At 43.3% G+C, this 16,845-nt stretch carries 9 protein-coding genes; 3 read left to right on the forward strand and 6 right to left on the reverse strand.

Annotation, left to right across the window (positions count from 1 at the left end):
• Window positions 1-73 precede the first annotated feature (73 nt).
• Window positions 74-697 carry an anthranilate synthase component II gene (locus tag W234_RS0109475; RefSeq protein WP_025646622.1) on the reverse strand — a complete coding sequence of 208 codons (624 nt, stop codon included), beginning with the start codon at window positions 695-697 and terminating at the stop codon, window positions 74-76.
• Window positions 698-1,646: 949 nt separating this feature from the next.
• Here W234_RS0109475 and glnA point away from each other — a divergent pair.
• The 3 genes from glnA to W234_RS13910 all read left to right on the forward strand — a co-directional run bounded on the left by glnA (window position 1,647) and on the right by W234_RS13910 (window position 4,762).
• Complete coding sequence (glnA, locus tag W234_RS0109480) at window positions 1,647-3,056, forward strand: type I glutamate--ammonia ligase (RefSeq protein WP_025646623.1); 1,410 nt, start codon at window positions 1,647-1,649, stop codon at window positions 3,054-3,056.
• 281 nt (window positions 3,057-3,337) lie between these two features.
• Window positions 3,338-3,994 (forward strand): DUF4124 domain-containing protein, encoded by a 657-nt coding sequence (locus W234_RS0109485; protein WP_198013351.1) that lies wholly within the window; start codon window positions 3,338-3,340, stop codon window positions 3,992-3,994.
• Window positions 3,995-4,315: 321 nt separating this feature from the next.
• Window positions 4,316-4,762, forward strand: a complete 447-nt coding sequence (locus W234_RS13910; RefSeq protein ID WP_025646625.1) for a hypothetical protein — start codon at window positions 4,316-4,318, stop codon at window positions 4,760-4,762.
• 93 nt (window positions 4,763-4,855) lie between these two features.
• Here the strand turns inward: W234_RS13910 and W234_RS0109495 are convergent, their stop codons facing one another.
• The 5 genes from W234_RS0109495 to W234_RS14215 all read right to left on the reverse strand — a co-directional run bounded on the left by W234_RS0109495 (window position 4,856) and on the right by W234_RS14215 (window position 16,222).
• Window positions 4,856-5,758: a hypothetical protein gene (locus tag W234_RS0109495; protein ID WP_025646626.1), complete on the reverse strand. Its 903-nt coding sequence runs from the start codon at window positions 5,756-5,758 to the stop codon at window positions 4,856-4,858.
• Window positions 5,759-5,799: 41 nt separating this feature from the next.
• Entirely contained in the window at window positions 5,800-11,106 is a 5,307-nt protein-coding gene (locus tag W234_RS0109500) for a DUF11 domain-containing protein (protein WP_025646627.1), read from the reverse strand.
• A 167-nt stretch (window positions 11,107-11,273) separates the two neighbouring features.
• The gene (locus tag W234_RS0109505) at window positions 11,274-13,319 is read right to left on the reverse strand and encodes a hypothetical protein (protein WP_025646628.1); all 2,046 of its coding nucleotides are present in this window, start codon (window positions 13,317-13,319) and stop codon (window positions 11,274-11,276) included.
• Window positions 13,320-13,384: 65 nt separating this feature from the next.
• Window positions 13,385-13,849: a hypothetical protein gene (locus W234_RS0109510; protein WP_025646629.1), complete on the reverse strand. Its 465-nt coding sequence runs from the start codon at window positions 13,847-13,849 to the stop codon at window positions 13,385-13,387.
• Between the two features lie 360 nt (window positions 13,850-14,209).
• Window positions 14,210-16,222 (reverse strand): hypothetical protein, encoded by a 2,013-nt coding sequence (locus W234_RS14215; RefSeq protein WP_025646630.1) that lies wholly within the window; start codon window positions 16,220-16,222, stop codon window positions 14,210-14,212.
• Window positions 16,223-16,845: the final 623 nt, after the last annotated feature.

Raw genomic sequence — 16,845 nt, forward strand, 5'->3', positions numbered from 1 at the left:
ATACCTCACTTATTATTATGTGTTTTGTTTATTATCATTGGATGTAATAGCAAGCTATCCGTATTGACAGCTATTAACCCACTTGCGGTAACTCATCTGCGTCTAAAACTGCTAGATTATGAGTTTGCAAAAAGTTATTTAGCAGCTGGTAGCCTGCTGTACTTAAGATTGATTCTGGGTGAAACTGCACTCCTTCAATGGCGAATTGTTTATGACGCACGCCCATAATCTCCTCAATGCTACCATCAGTGTTTTGGGTCCAAGCGGTGACCTCTAGGCAATCGGGCAGGTTCGCTTTGTCTACAACTAATGAGTGATAACGAGTAAAATCAGTCGGGTTTGCTAAATCCTTAAACACGCCTTGGTGGTTATGATAAACCGAGGACACGCGGCCATGCATGACTGCGCCGGCTTTGACGACTTGACCGCCAAAAGCTTGGCCGATAGCTTGATGACCCAAGCAGATACCTAATATCGGAATCACACCTTTAAAGGTATCAATCAGCTCCAATGAGATACCAGCACGATCGGGATCGCAAGGGCCAGGACCGATGACAATAAGCTTAGGGGCCAGCATTTTGACCTGCTCGATTGTGGCTTGATCGTTACGCCAGACGGTGATGTCCTGCTGTAGTTCACCGAAGTACTGTACAATGTTGTACGTAAAGCTGTCGTAATTGTCGATCATTAGAATCATTAGCGTTTACTCATATTAAATGGACGGTTTGCGGCTGGTGTTTCGCTTTGCTATCTTACCACTATTTTTTGCGCGAGCAAATTTCTAGGGTATTAACTCGTAAGCGCATCGGCTAGTAATGGTGCCAATGCGCTTTGTCTATTTAAAAATAGCTATCGTGGAGAGATAGTATAGATTGAAGATAGTCAGCTGCACTATTAATTAGTTGTATCACTAATTAGTTGCACTGTTTTGGCATCTAAATTCAAGAAAGCACTTTTATAGTGCGTTTTTGCGTTGTAAAGAGGCTTTTTTAAACAAGGTGAACAATGATAAAAGCGAAAGCTGTCCTCTTAATATGATAAATTAGCTTGTTTTAGGGCGTATCCACTGGCAAAATGCCTGTTTATTATGATTTAACGTATATATTGGCACAGCAGTTGCACAATTATTGTCATAGTCAGCTGTTTGCATTATCTTATAACAGTTGAGCAGCATCGATTAGGGCGTGTTGAACATTCGACCATGGCACTGACAGAGACTATTTTTTAGGCGATTTGCAGATAAAAATGGTAAGTTTAGTCGTTCTAAGCGTCTATTTTTATCAATAAAGCGGCAAAAAATAGTCCTGTCCCTATTGTTGTAGTTAGGGCTGATGCTAAAATCGCCCTAGTCGTTGTGAAAATCTAACCAATGCAATAAGCATTACCTGCAATTTTCACTTAGACTAGAACTATTTTAGCTATCAGCAGTGCGCATTTGTGAATGTTCAACACGCCCTAGATATTGTTAAAATAGTGCCTTAGTATATTTATACATAAAGCAGTTTAGGATATAGCAAAGTTTGTTATAGTAGCTTGTCAAATAAGTATCGCGGTATAGGTAACGACTTTTTAGAAACAAATTTGAATGCTAAAAACGATAGTAGATGGTAATCACCAAATCCTGACAACCCCAACGGAGACTATTCATGTCGAATAAATTATTAGATCTTATCGAATCCTCAAATGCGAAATGGGTGGATTTTCGCTTTACCGATACTCGCGGTAAAGAGCAGCACATCAGCTTTCCAGCGCATAGCGTTGACGAAGAGGTGATGGAAGATGGCAAAATGTTCGACGGCTCATCCATCGCAGGCTGGAAAGGTATCGAAGCGTCAGATATGATCTTGCGCCCTGATCCAGAGACCGCTTTTGTTGATCCGTTTTTTGATGCCGTTACAGTCGTCGTGACCTGCGATATCATCGAGCCATCAACACTACAAGGCTATGATCGCGATCCACGCTCTATCGCACGCCGCGCTGAAGAGTACTTAAAGTCGACTGGTATTGGTGACACCGCTTACTTCGGTCCTGAGCCTGAGTTCTTTGTATTTGACGATGTAAAATGGTCAGTCGATATGTCTGGCGTGAGCCACAAGATCACTGCTGAAGAAGCGGCTTGGTCAACCAATGAGACGTACGAGTGGGGCAACATGGCGCATCGTCCACGCGTCAAAGGCGGCTATTTCCCAGTCCCACCAATCGATAGCTCGCATGATATGCGTTCTGTGATGTGTGAACGCATCGAAGAAATCGTTGGTGAAGGCCGCGTAGAAGTTCATCATCATGAAGTGGCTTCTTGCCAGTCTGAGATTGGTGTTGCATTCAACACCATGGTACGTAAAGCGGATGAAGTTCAGCAGTTGAAATATGTTGTCCATAACGTGGCGCACCAGTTTGGTAAAACAGCAACCTTTATGCCAAAACCAATCGTTGGTGACAATGGTTCAGGTATGCACGTTCATATGTCAATCTCAAAGGACGGCGTAAACACCTTCTCTGGTGATGAGTATGCTGGTCTGTCTGAGACAGCATTGTACTTTGTTGGTGGTATCATCAAGCACGCTCGTGCATTGAATGCAATTACCAACCCATCAACGAACAGCTATAAGCGCCTTGTGCCGCATTACGAAGCACCTATCAAGCTTGCTTATTCAGCGTCTAACCGCTCAGCGTCTATTCGTATTCCGCACGTGAGCAGTCCAAAAGCAGTACGCGTCGAAGCGCGTTTCCCAGATCCAACAGCTAACCCATACTTAGCATTTGCTGCGCTATTGATGGCAGGTCTTGATGGTATCCAGAACAAGATGCATCCAGGTGAAGCGGCTGACAAGAACTTGTATGACTTGCCACCAGAAGAAGAAGCACAAATTCCAACGGTTGCAGAGAGTCTAGATGTTGCACTACAGGCGCTAAAAGACGACCACGAGTTTTTGTTAAAAGGCGATGTGTTCACTAAAGACATGCTAGAAGCGTTTATTGCTTTGAAAGAAGAAGAAGTACAACGTCTGAACGTAACTGTGCATCCTGTTGAGTTTGACATGTACTACAGCTGCTAGTAGCTAGCTGATAAGCGCAACCAATTAAGATAAGCAAAACCAGCTAAGGTAATCTTGGCTGGTTTTTTTGTTCAGACATATTGGAGAGTCTTAAATTTATATCGTTTTTTCATCGTTTCAAAGCAATTACGGTAATGGCCTAAACAATAAAGCATAATAATAACCATCACTATTATCTAGGCTAACCGACTATGACGACCATACTGAAACAAAAATTTGTGATAAAACAATCAGCAATAAGTCTGCTGACGTTTTTTACTATAACAACGGTTGGGAGTTTTATGCTAGCGGCTCATGCGGCTCCTATTTATAAAGTCGTTGATGAGCGTACCGGGCAAGTAACCTTTACCGATAGTCCGCAGTCGTATGAGCAGCAAGCGGACAAGCAGATCAGCCAAACGGGTATCAGTACTGGCAGCACTACTAGCAATAGCAGTAGCGTTAATGCTGCTAGCGGCAACCGTGCAGATACTAGCGTAAATAATAAGCAGACCAGTCAACCGGCAGCAGTACCAAAACCGACCCTGCAAACCGCCGTCAATTACCAGTTGACTATGATTGAGCCAAAGGCTGAGCGCGCTTATCAGCGTCCAGGACAAATTATCACCGTGAATTTACAACTGAGCCCAGCGCTGCAAGCCGGTGATAGCATCAGTATCTATCTAGATGATACTTTGATCTCGCAAGGCATAACCGCATCTATCGCTACAATCGACCTCAACCCAGGAGAGCATACGATTCAGGCGATAATAAAAAACAGCGCAGGACAGGTTGTCAATCGAATTAGCCGCAGCGTTTATGTCATTCAAAACACGGCAATATTAAGACAAAAAAAGCAACTTGCGCAGCAGCTGCAAGCCTATCAGCAACTGCCTTGGCAACAAAAACTGTTACTAAAACTTCGTCAAAAAGACAGTATCAATAACGATAGCCAATAAGTTACTGGGCTGAAGTGTGCTGAACTGAAGTGAACTGGGTTTTATTTTCTTATTCAATTTAATTGTCAGCGCGGCTATCATTGAACTACTCATTAATGGTGTGCTATTATTCTTAATAAATCTATCGTGGGTTTAATTGATTGGTCATGTTATTTTTATAATGAATATTGTGACCAATCTTGCAACTTCCAGCACGATATAAAATAATACTGGTAAAGCGCATGAGCTGGTACTCCGACACTCTCATCTGTGCCTAATTTGTTTGTCAAAACATATAATGACAATCCTTATTATTTATTGTCGGAGTTGCAGGAGTACACCATGCCCACCAGCTCTCACTTGGCAGCTACCCAGTATAGCTGCTCTTCTGTATATACTCGCGACTACCAGCCGCGTCATCTGCTAGCTTTGCAAATCATTCAGCAAATACATCAGCTTAAGCTGCGTCCACAACACATCACCCGCATGCTCGGTTATCCGTCCAAGCATACTCTACCTGCCTGCGAGCGCTTGCGGCACGTATTGTCGAACCCCTATTTAGGGCTGGATGGCAGTTATATTGATGGGCGTTTTACAGCGCAGGAGTTTTTAGCCAAGCTGTTCTTTGCGGTACAGATCGACTATGAGACAGTCGAAGATGACCTAGCTCACATTCAGTATCAACTAAGTATTGAGGCTGATAAGAGAGCGAATACTGACAGTGAAACGGATACTGTTAGTTCGCAGCAGAAGTGCTCAAGGGTAGAGCTAAAGACTGACTATAGTTAAGCCCACTGAAAGCAAGTTAAGTGGGCTTGAAGTATAGAGTAAGAAGGGATGCACTTGACTGCGAACTAAACAATTAGCTGACTAATCAGTCACTTAGTAGCTGACCATAGGTTCGGTACTAGGGATGGTACTTGCTATGTTAATTCGATCGGCGGTAGCGGCATCAGTTATGGAGAGCGAGATAGGGGCGGGCATAGCTGGAGTCAGCACTTGTCCGCGGCAAACATCATCGCTTGGATCTAAGGATTTGTACTGCTCATAATAGCTGACTGCCAGCTCTTGCATCGCTAGACTAGCGGCTGAGTCATTGGCGTTGACAAAGGCTTCGCGCGCTTGCTCAAGCCAGCGATCCGCCATACGAAAGTGAGAGCCTGAGCTACGAAACCCATGCTCGCAGTGGTCTGCGGCAGCCCACACTAAACTGACCTCACTAAAAGCAAGCTCGCGCGGCGCACTAGCGATACCGCCGCTATCTTTGAGGGCGCTAATATTGGCCCAAAGATCAGGGCGCATCAGTGCTGAGGTCTCAGGAATATCAGTCATCAAATCTAGCTTATATTCTTGGCCCTCTTGTAAAGCCTGTAAAATCATTTGTGCATCATTAAAAGCGTAGTCACCAGCGGCAGTCGTACTATTAACACTGTCTTCGTGATTGGCATAATTGAGCCAAGCCTGCGCCTTATAAGCAAAGTACTGCTGCTCGGCGTTCATGCTAGCGAGCTGATACTCTTTTAGCTGTAACTGCATACAAGCGATTGCGCGCTGGCGAGGACTTTGGAAGGTGGTATAGCGAGACGCTGGCTCATTATTATCAGCGTTATCGTTGCAGTAGTTAGCAGTTGTTACTGGACTGATCTTCGCGTTTTCATTGAGCGAGATAGCCGCTTGTGCGGAGGTAAGGGTAGTCAGTCCTAGTGCTAGTAGTAGTGAGGATGACAAACTTATTGAGAGCATCGCTGCTCTCAAAGGTGGGCGTTTATTTACTATAGTAGTCATAGAGCAGACCTTAAATTAAGGTAAAAGTAATGTTAGATGGCTTATAAGGTAGAGTTAGGATCTAAGCGTGGGTTAGTGCTCGTATCATTACCTTTAAATAAGTCTTCGTCAAACTTAAATCGTAATCTAAAGTAAGCGCCCTGCTGAGTCGTGTCGTCATAAGCGATGTCGTCATCTTCAAAGCCCATAAAGTTATAGCCAAGTGATAACCAGAGGTTAGTCATCGGGCTGTAGCCGACTTCAGCGCCAAGCATGTAGGACATGTCATCGGCTTGCTCATTCCAGTAAGTACCGGCCTGTAGGCCAATATCCCAGCGCTCAGTTAAGTCGTATAGGCCTCGACCATATAGAGCATGGGCAGTGTTATCGCTACTGATGCCATCAGCACTAAATTTAGTATATTTACCGGCATAACGACCAGACAAGGTAAGCGGGCGAGTTGGGTGATAGTTACCATTCCATGACCAGATAATCGCATCTTTTTGATACGTATCGTTGCTAATATTATTATCGTCTAAACGATATTCAAGTTTGGCGAGCATATCGAGCTGATTACTATCATAGTCACGATAAGCGGCACCAAGTTGGAAACGATTGATAGTACGATCACCATCATCATAATCTACTTGTGAGTAGATGTCTTTAGCAAGCAAAGTTATCTCATCAGTGTAGCGGTAAGCAATACCAGCGCTACCGAGTAGCGTATCGCTAGTCTCGCCCCAACGTTTCTCTAAGCGTCCTGAGGCCTTGTAGTTCTCTTGTGCTAAATATTCAACTCCAACACCAGCTGCAGTCGCTGTATTGTTCTCTTCGCCTTCTAAAGACTCAACACGCTCAAACAGTGTATTAAGGGTCAAGCCTTCTTGCACGTACCATTTGTTTTTGAGGCCAATAGCCGCTTCAGCTTCACGAGCACTGATCGCATCGCGCATACGGTATTCGCTATAGACCTTACCATCTTTCATGTAGTTGGCGTCAAAACCAAATACCGTGCGTTGACGCTCTTCGGTATCGTCAAGGCCGTAGCTGCCAGATAGGCTATTGATTAGATCATGACGAGCATATAAACGGCCCAAATTACCAAGCGGCGTCTCACCACCGATAGAAGTAGCATTGCGCTCGCTGTTATCGATATCTTGCTCATATTCTGCAAATACTAGCGAGTTATTGAGCTTCGGTAGACGCGCGGTAATACGGGCGCGCGCTGTCGTACCTTCAATATCTTTATCAGCGTCACTAACACCGCTAAGTGCCGATTGGTTAATGATATCATCATCGAACAGAGTATCGTCAGACGGGTCAATGGTATCGGTCGCGTCTTGAATATTGCGCGAGGCGGCTGTCGCGTCTTGCTTATAGTAACGGACACCAATCTCGCCGACGACATTAGTGCTTAAGCGCTGCTCGATACTCGCGAGCACCCCTTGACGGCTCGCTTCGGTAGTATGGTCTTTGGTGCGTACGCCTTCTAACTTAAGCGCGGTCTTTTTGTCATTGATGAGATGCGCAACCTCAAAGCCTGACTCTTGACGACCAGCAGTCTGCGGAGAAGCACCAGTGACAAAGCCTTCATCCGTGTCATTATAATACGCTTTGGCGCGAGTGTTTTTCTTGTCATCATAATCCAGCTCTACGCGTAGCGCATCGCCGTCAGCGTCTTGAATATCTAGTTCTTCAGCATTGATCTGATTGCTAGGCTGGAAGTTTGGATTATCAGCCTTATTCATTGCATATTCAGCGACCAGCTTTAGCTTGTCATTCATCTTGATAACGGTATTAACACTAGCAAGCTGTTCTTTATTTAGCGGATCATCACTGTTGACATAGCTGCCGCCGATAGCGACTTTATCCGTAAGCTGATGCTTAACGGCTACGCCGCCAACCAAATAATCGTCACCACCTTCGTCGACTTCTACCGTGACGCGTAAATAGATAGGATTACCCGCTAAGTCTTGGCTAGCGATAGGCGATTTCAAAAATAAGCTGCGGCTGATTGGGTCAATCTCATAATCCGCAAAACGCGTGAGGGTCTCACGGCGCACGATAAGTCCAGGATTGTTGGCATCGCGAGTGATGACTTCGATGGTCTCAGAGTTTTCAAGTACCGCGTCAAAGTTTTCTGCGAGCGGATAAGGGCCTGAAATACCAAGGCCACGAGTTTCGTTGACACGCTGTGATGAGCTGGTCTCTGCAGCGAAGGCTGTAATACGAGTGTTGTCGTCTTCGTACTGTGCTTTGACACCGGTCAAAGTGCGGTTGTACTGACCAAGCTTAATGCCTTCGTCGTCTGTCACGTCAGTCTTCAAGTCACCATACATGGCAAACGAGCGGCCTTTATCCAAGCGTACATAGAGCTTGCTGGTCGACTGCGCATCGAAGCCTTTGGCCGATGAGTCACCATAGACAGGATAGTATTCACCTGGCTCGATATCACGGAACAGGCGTTCGCCTTTTTTGTCGCTATCGTAGGCCAGGGTTAATAGATAATCACCACGCACCTTGCCTTTGAGAAACATAGCGGCACGGCCCGTCGCTGAGTAATCATCATTACCCGAAAACTCGTGTAGCTCCTTTTCAAAGGCGCCTTGAGCATCTGTGATGCTGCCGCCATCAAAGTCTTTAAGCGAGATCGCACCTTCGACGATACCGACCGCGATCAGCGGACGTAGCTGCGCGGTAAACTGTAGCGGAATAATTTGCTTGGTACTACCCGTGTCGATGACCAGCTCACCTTTACCTGGTGCACTTGGTGCAATCACTGGAATCAGTAGTTCGCCACCGCTGACGGTGACCTGAGTGCCCGCTTGGTCTTTGTTGCTGTCTTTTAGGTTGATACGGCCGATATTGGTATCGATGGTGATCGGGGTAGAAGCAATATAAGGACGGTTGTCACGGTCTTTTAGACTGATGACGACTTGATATTCGCTGACACCATCGGCTTGTATCAGTTGTGTTTGCGTACGATAATCGATGGCTTGCAGGCTATCAGGGGTGACTACTTCTATGCTCTGCTCGGAGATGACTTGGCCAGTGATATCAGTGGCTACACCGCGCAAGGTATTACGGCCACGCTTGAGATCTACCGCATAGTAGTCAAAGGCGGTGACGTTTTGTTTTTTCTGCTCGGCGGTCTTACCGATTTGCTGCTCAGATACTGCTTTGCCATTGGCATATAAAGTAAACTGAGAGCCGAGTGGCGCTTGTACTTGTACCATTTGCTTATAGCTGCTGAGCTGCTGGCCTTCGCTTAGATTAATAAAGGCAACATCGTTATTAGCAACCTCTTTTAGAAACTCTTCGAGTACTTTTTCTTTCGGTTGAGTGATAGTATTGACTTTTAGGTCGATACGTTCGTTAGCTGGACTGACCATCTCATTGACGATAGCTGAATCACATTGGATACCTTGATCTAGCGCGTCGTTAGACTTACAGCCGCTGGCATCGACGTTGTCATCGTAATCGCGATCGTAGATAGGCTCTAGATCTAGCTTGCTCTTAATCGCTTGCTCAAGCGCGTTATTTTTTGCGCTGATAGACTTACTACGAGCGATGAGCTCTTCGTTTAGACGCTCAGTGCTATCACCCATACCGCCGACGATACCGAAATCGGCACGGTGCAGCTCGCCATATTTCAAATCGACGAAACGGCTACCAGCATCGCCAGTATTACGGTTGCTTTGAAGCACTAGTTCTGTAGCGTTTGGAATAGTGGTGCGATCGACTTTTAACACGTGCGTCTTGGCACTGACGCCATAGAAGTTATATTTACCTTCAGGGTCGGTAACGATGAAGTTGCCGTTTTCCATATAGATACGCACGCCTGCCACGCCAAGCTCGCCATTTTCTTTTTGCTGGATGCCGTCGCGGTTGATATCGTGATAGACCTTACCGATGATAATACCGTCAGTATTCATCACGCCGCGCTCAACTTCGATCTGCCACTGTGCTTCTCTTGAAACAATACTTTGGCCTTGCTCGTTATTGGCTACAGCGATAGCGCGGTTGATACCGTCGCCGCCTAGTGCAGAAGCACCGACCAATACGCGATAAGTGATCTCTTTAGTCTCATTAGCATCCAAGTTCCCTAAATTAAGGACTTGATATTTTCCTTCAGCGCTAAATTCAGTGCTCTGAGGCTGGTTGATATCGACACCGTTGTCGGTATTGTTTTTGTCGATACGAACGCTGTTCGATACCATGTCAAAACCGCGCGGTAGGGCGTCTTTTAGCTCGACATCATAAGCAGTAGTACTACCATTGTTCGTTACATTGATTGTGTAGCTGACATAATCGCCAAGCTCAGCACTTTTGACTTCACTTTCTTTGGTGACGACTAAGGTAGGATTATCGTCAACGATATCAAGGTTGCTACTGAGGTTATTAGTAATTTCTTCTTTTGTACCGTCTGCTTTAATACAAGCATCTAAAGCCGCTGTCAATGTATCGCCCTGTAGGGTCTGGATGATGTCGTCATCGATAGCATTAGCGTTATTCTGGGTAGGCGCTGATAGCTGATATTTACCGGTACTGTTACCAGTCTCGATAGCTTTTAAGGAGTACTTATCGCCTGTTAGTGAAGAGGTGATAGTGACCCAAACTTGATCGGGTTTATCTAGCTGCACATTACATTGAGCGTAACTGGCTTCGATATAGACGTTACTACCAAGCTGTGAGGTGGACTTGTCGCCATCGAAATTGGGGGTCGTAAAGTTAATCTCAGGCTCAACGATAACTAAGCTGTCGACAGCCGAAGCGGTTATCGACTCGTCTTCCAATACCACAGCGCCGATTTTGATATCAGCGGTGTCGCCACTGTCGCCATTCGCATCTGATAGAGCTTGAACGATAAGCTCAATATTCTCGCTTTGACCCAGCTTGATCTGCGCGGTTAAGTTATCGAAGATAATCTCGCTATCTTCACCATCGATGATGCCGTTGTTATTTAGGTCTTGATAGACTTTGACATTTGAAAGCGATGGAGCAACGTCAAGGCTCAGCTCGACAGTCTGATTACTATAGCTGGTGTTTTTTAGGACGTTTATCCAGTTGACAGTAGTACCAGGCTCAACAGTTTGTATTAGAGGTTGGGTCAGCTCAATACCATACTCAGGCAGAGCAGAAGACTTGACTTGCACTTGGTTAGAGGTGCTAGATAGGCTGACGTCAGTTTTATTATTGACGTTATAGCTTGCGTTAGCAATATTATTGATAATCTGTAGATTTGGGTTTATATCATCGGCTGCGATGGCGATATTTGATTGCATAAGCAACATAGCAAACGACAGCGCAGATATCTTCGCTGTACGTAAGGCAATACGATTAGACGGTGTCATAATAGATAGAGCCATGTGTCGCTTATCCAATAAAACAAAATGGGGGTGAAACTCTCCTAGCTTAATTAAATCAGAAGCCAGAGAAGGTCTCTATAAGTACCCGCAGATACTTATAGAGTGAAAATTCAGTTTAAGGTAATAGTTTTAATCTAAAATAAAATTATGGTGTAGGTGTAACCAACCTAGGGAGTAACCACCCTAGCAGTTTTGATTTTGACTTTAAATTGCATGGTTTCAGTTGCTTGAGGTGCTAACGTATCAATAGTATTCGTAAGCGCAGCTCCAGTATCACTCTTTGTACCACTAGTAACCGTTATAGAATCTTCTACATAATCAGCCTCATTCGAGAATTTAGAGAATTCATCTGAGATAATTACACCTGTAATATTAAAACCTGCGCCTGTAGGAGAAGTCGCGTCAGCAGAAGATGTGTTTTTCGCTTGGATCTTATAAACAATACACTGACCAGGCGAAACGTTTTTAATTTCTGTACGGACGAAGTCTGCATCAGCGGGTGTACCCACACAATCGGCGTTTATCGCTTGTGTTTTCAGCAATGTTAGGCCGCGAACAGTGGTTTTATCAGTGACTGAAACCGATTGAGGCGCGCCTTCGTTACCTGGAATCAAGGTAACAATAGTGTTTTCGAATGTAGGTGTAGTAGAGTCTACTGGTGTAAATATTTTTGCATCGGCTGATGACACGTTATATTTAATAGTAACGGTACCATTAGGGGCTATGCCTCCAGGTAAAGCAGTAGAGAGGTCATAAACACCATCAACAGCGGTAATAGTTTGATCTATTACTGTTGGTGTTGTGGTGTCGTTACCATCTGGATAATAAGTGACAGTGACGCTAGTAGGAACTATATTAATTTGATCTGGCGGAGTACCATCGTCGTCAGTGATAGTAAAAGTTAATTCCCCAGCTTTACTGCCCTCGATGTCTTTACCGGTATTGGTAATGACTGTTGCATGAGTCACTTGACCGAGAGTACCTGAAGTCGGTGCAATCTCTCTGAACGTTGGGCCAGTTAGCGTTAGAGCTCGCTGAATAGTCGCTAAGGATAAAGGCAGTGTTGAGTCATCACCTGGGCTGGCTGGTGTCTGACCATTGAGATTATTAATCTCGGTAGTAGGATAGAACGCACTAATCTTTTCTTCTCTACTAGTCTCTGTACTATCGATAAGCGTGTTGTCAGTAGCAGCGTTGTTGTCTAGGTCATCAGTCACGGTCACGTGATTGATAGCGGTTGCAGGATCGAGTGCACCTGGTCCTTTTTTGACTTTAAATTCAATAGTTATTTTTTGGCCTACAGGGATATTAACACCAGTAATATTAAAGCCTTCGCTGTCTACAGCACCCGCATTACTGGAATCGATAGTGCCTGTAGTCGCAGTAGAGCTGGGTTTGATATTGGCTAGTGTTAGTGCCTCTGCCATTACTAGACCATCGGGTAGAATATCTGCAATAGCAATATCAGTCGCATCAGTCGTAAATGCAGTGTTGCCATCGTTGGTGACGACAACTCTATAAGTAGCTGTATCATTAGCAAGATCATTGAGGTCTAAACCATTAATAAGCGTTTTGACGATATTAAAGGTAGGAAGCCTTGTAAAAGAGGTATCAGTATTAACGAGTGTTTCACCTTCACCTAACAACGAACTAACCGCAGAGATTTCTAATGGTTTGGTTTCGCCACCTTTATTACCAGTGGTTTTGGCATTGATAACAAATATAATGTAATGCCCTTTTTCTAAAGGAAATACTCTGCCACTAGAGGCACCATAGGGCGCATTATTTACAGTACGAGCTGTATCTTCAACTCCATTCTCGTTATATATTTTATAGGAGACAGTAGAATTCGCTGTGTCATAACCGTCTGGAGCTGCTGGCGTCGTGATAGCATAGTTATCAGTGCGGTTACCCGTGTTGGTCAAAGTATGCGTAAACTGAACAAACCCATTAGGCGCTACTTCTTTTTCAGTGTTAGTGGCAGCAGGAACCAATGAGAAGGATGTTTGCTCTGTTACCGTTATCTTAACTTCATTGGATTCAACCACAGGCTGCGACTGACCACTAACGTTATAGCTTGCGCTAGCTTTGTTAGTAATCTCTACACTCGTTGATGTCTTATCGGTCTCTACTGCATTAGCAGTCGTGCTCATACCGAGCACAGCTGCGACGCCAACAGCAAGCAAGCTATAATTAAAAGTGTTTGATTTCATGTATTACTCCAAAGGTATTAAAAAGCTAAGGTGAAGGTTAAAAGAAACGCACGGTTAGAAATGGCTTAATTAACGACAGTATTGAGCGCAACGTTTGCTGACTTTTGCGCAGGTAATAACTTGATATTCCAGCGCAGTGATTTGTATTCAGAATAAGGGACTTTGACCATCTTGCCGTTTACCTTGCGCATCAGTGGCATATCGGCGTAGTTCTTATTATCGATGCTGGCTTGAGCGCTAGCGGGAACTGCTTCACCGGTGAACGTCATGTTGGCAGGAATAGGCAACACCACTTCTAAGTCTTGGATATCTTGATTAATGGTATTAGAGTAAGTCGCTTTGTACTGTACAACCGTACCAGCAGGTGCCGTATTAACTGGCACGTAAGAAACCTTACCTTCACTATTGGTCACAACCTTATTAGCAGATAGCTGCATCTTGAGCGCATCTTCAGCATGAGCCAAGCCCATCAAGCTGACTGAGGCTAGCGTAGCGAGTAGTGCATTACGTAGAGTAGTGGCGTATTTCATAAATATATCCTTGCTTATGTCGCGATTATTCGTAAAAGTCATAGTGTTGATTTGGCTTATTTGCGATCTTTAATAATAACTTTAGATAGCTGTTTGAAGTTACATAAGCAATATCTATGCCAACACTATATCTGCGTTCCTTAATATAGACAAATATGGGGCATTTGATTACAGGCTGTATTTTTACAGAGAAGGGCGCAATAATCATCTAAAAACCGATAGATGGTATTGGAAATCTGATAGATGGCAAGGTATTCGTAGGTAGAAAAGTAATTCTTGAATCAGTGCTTTAGATAAGGTACTCAAGCCACAATAGCTGTGACTTGAGTATAGGTAGTGGGATGAGCGATAGGATTGAAGTTAAGGATTGCTACCGTTAGTGGTGCCGTACTGGGTATTGAAATAGAAGGAACGTGGAGCTTCTTTATTTAAACTAAAGGGTTGAGTGGTTATCGTGCCGTTATAACCTATCGCTCGATCAGTAGCGAAGCCATCAGCAGTGCTAATCGCATCAGCTAGCGTTGATGTCACTGTAGCACCGTCAACACCTTCTTTTTGCAAGGTGTCGCTGATAACGATGTTATTAAGCACGATATTGCCGCGATTGGTCGCGGTGATTTTATAGGCGATACACTGACCGGGATCGACTTTAGCCGTCACCTCACTAAAACCCAGACTGGGATCAGTCTCGTTATCAAGAATACTAGAGTAGTTAAGAGTGGCACTACAATCATGGACGTACTGCTGTTTTTCAAGTACCAATGCAGTATTATTAATTTGTACCTCACCGAAATTTAGATTATCGTAGGTATAGTTACCTTCAGTAATCGTGATAGGTATCTCGTTAGCAGTGGTATCGACACTATAAGTCCATTCATTCGGCTCGTCTTGAACTACGCAGCCTGATTGTCCTACACTTATAAAGTTGCTAGGGAAACTAAAGCTGTATTTTCCTTCTTCATTAATTGAAGTTGTAGCGTAGGTTGTATCACTACAATTGGTAAGACGTATTTGAACATTAATGTCGTTTATTCCTGATTCAACTGAGCGATCATAAATGCCGTTAAAGTAAGCTGAGTTACCTGTAAAGGTGCTCGATGTATCAAATTTATCTTCGCTAGAAATACCACCATTATCGTTAAAGACATATCCAGTGAATGTGTAAGACTTTAGACCATTTGTGACTGTACAAGTCCAATCATCACCATAAGTAAGCTGTAAACTATTAGGGTTCAACGTAGTAATTGTCGCCCCATTTGGTCCTGATTTTCTACAAGCATATAAGGCATTATAATCTGCTAAATTTGTCGATCCTGAGCCTGACTCTGTCAATGTATAGGTTTTGGTAGGGTTAACTTTGAAAGTTCCTGTAGTACCTGTACCAGTCGTGACAGTGTTATTCGATCCCGTTGTAGTAACAGAAGTAATGCCACTCGTAACTACCGAATTATCTGCATTGTCTTTAATTTGAACAGTGAATTGATCCGTATTTTTTTTACGAGAAGTTGAAAGCGCTTTTGTATATGTTAGACGCGGCTGCGGTTGATAGCAGTAGCCATCAAACACAATATTAATTAGTTGGTCACCTGGGTTGCCGATACTATTAAAGTCATAATATTCTAAATTAGGATTATTGCCGTAAGTTACATCTACTCTGACTATAGGTTGATCAAAAGCTACCGACACTTTGCATTTCTCGTCTATTGAGTCTGTGCTACATAGAACGTCAGAAGTTGTGGTCGTTTGGCGATAAGGTGCAGTAGTTGTCATTCCAGCACCACTATACTTTCGAATTGGAATTACACTTGTGCCTGAACTAGTAATACCTGTTATCGTAACTTGGTCAGAAAACTCAAAGTATCTGGTACCTGTAAAAATACCAGTTCGAGCGTAATTTGCATCTATATCATAAATACTTAGACTTACATTTTTAAGCGCTTGCGGTTTCTCAGTAAACTTATTATTAAAAGTATATGAAACAGTACGAGTACCTGCTTTATCAGTAAAGTCTTGGAAAAGCTCGAACGACTCGACGCCGCCAGTCAACGTTTTAGGTCTATAAAAATTTGAGCCTCTTGTCTCTAAAGTTCCAGTAGCGACCGTATTTAAACTGTTAGAAGCAATAATATAGCTTTCATTTTTAATACCATTTAAAAGCTGATTAATACCAAGCACAGGTGGAGAGGCATTAGATCCCAAATTTCCATAATCAGCTGGCGCAAACTCATCAGAGACAAAACCAGCATCACAAGTTACTGCTGCTATAGTATAGCTACTAAATACTAATGTAGTAAATATAACCAACAGCTGTTGTAAGTACCTACGATATAAAGACATATCGATAGCTTCTAAAAATTTATGAGACTGACGCATTTTGTCACCTTTAATATAATTATTTATTCGATATCTTTGGCGTAGGCAATACATTTCTTGCTAATGAATGCCATAATTTTAGCTATATTTATGCAGCTTGTTAAACTTTTCGATGAACGGTAGGTATCATAGGATAGAAGGTTATTTAAGTAAACTTATGTTTGTTTTATAGTTCATTGCATCTATTTAATGAAAGGAGTGTTTTTTATACCTCTTTGATAAACGGTTAAATAAAACGATATACCGCTCATACAACTATTACTGACTATAAACACGGCAATAAGTATGCCAAAGCAATCTCTAACTCTTAATATAATTATAGGGAAATACGCTACAGGCCTTTTTGTATAAAGGATTAGCTGCATTTTATAGTGCAGCTTAAAATTTAAGACAGATAAGGTATGACGAGATGACCCAATAACTTTTAGTTATACAGGACAAGTTCTGCATTGACCAAAATTTGTCAAAAACTAGGATGTTAATGATAAATTTGGTCATATTCGTTATCCAGCATAATTATAAAATCAAAAAATTAGACGAGTAGTTTATTAGATTATTACGGATTCACGAACTTATGTTTTTTATATTGCGCTTAAATTGATAAATAGGAAGCAGGTAGATAG

Source organism: Psychrobacter sp. TB15, from assembly GCF_000511655.1.
GTDB lineage: Bacteria > Pseudomonadota > Gammaproteobacteria > Pseudomonadales > Moraxellaceae > Psychrobacter > Psychrobacter submarinus.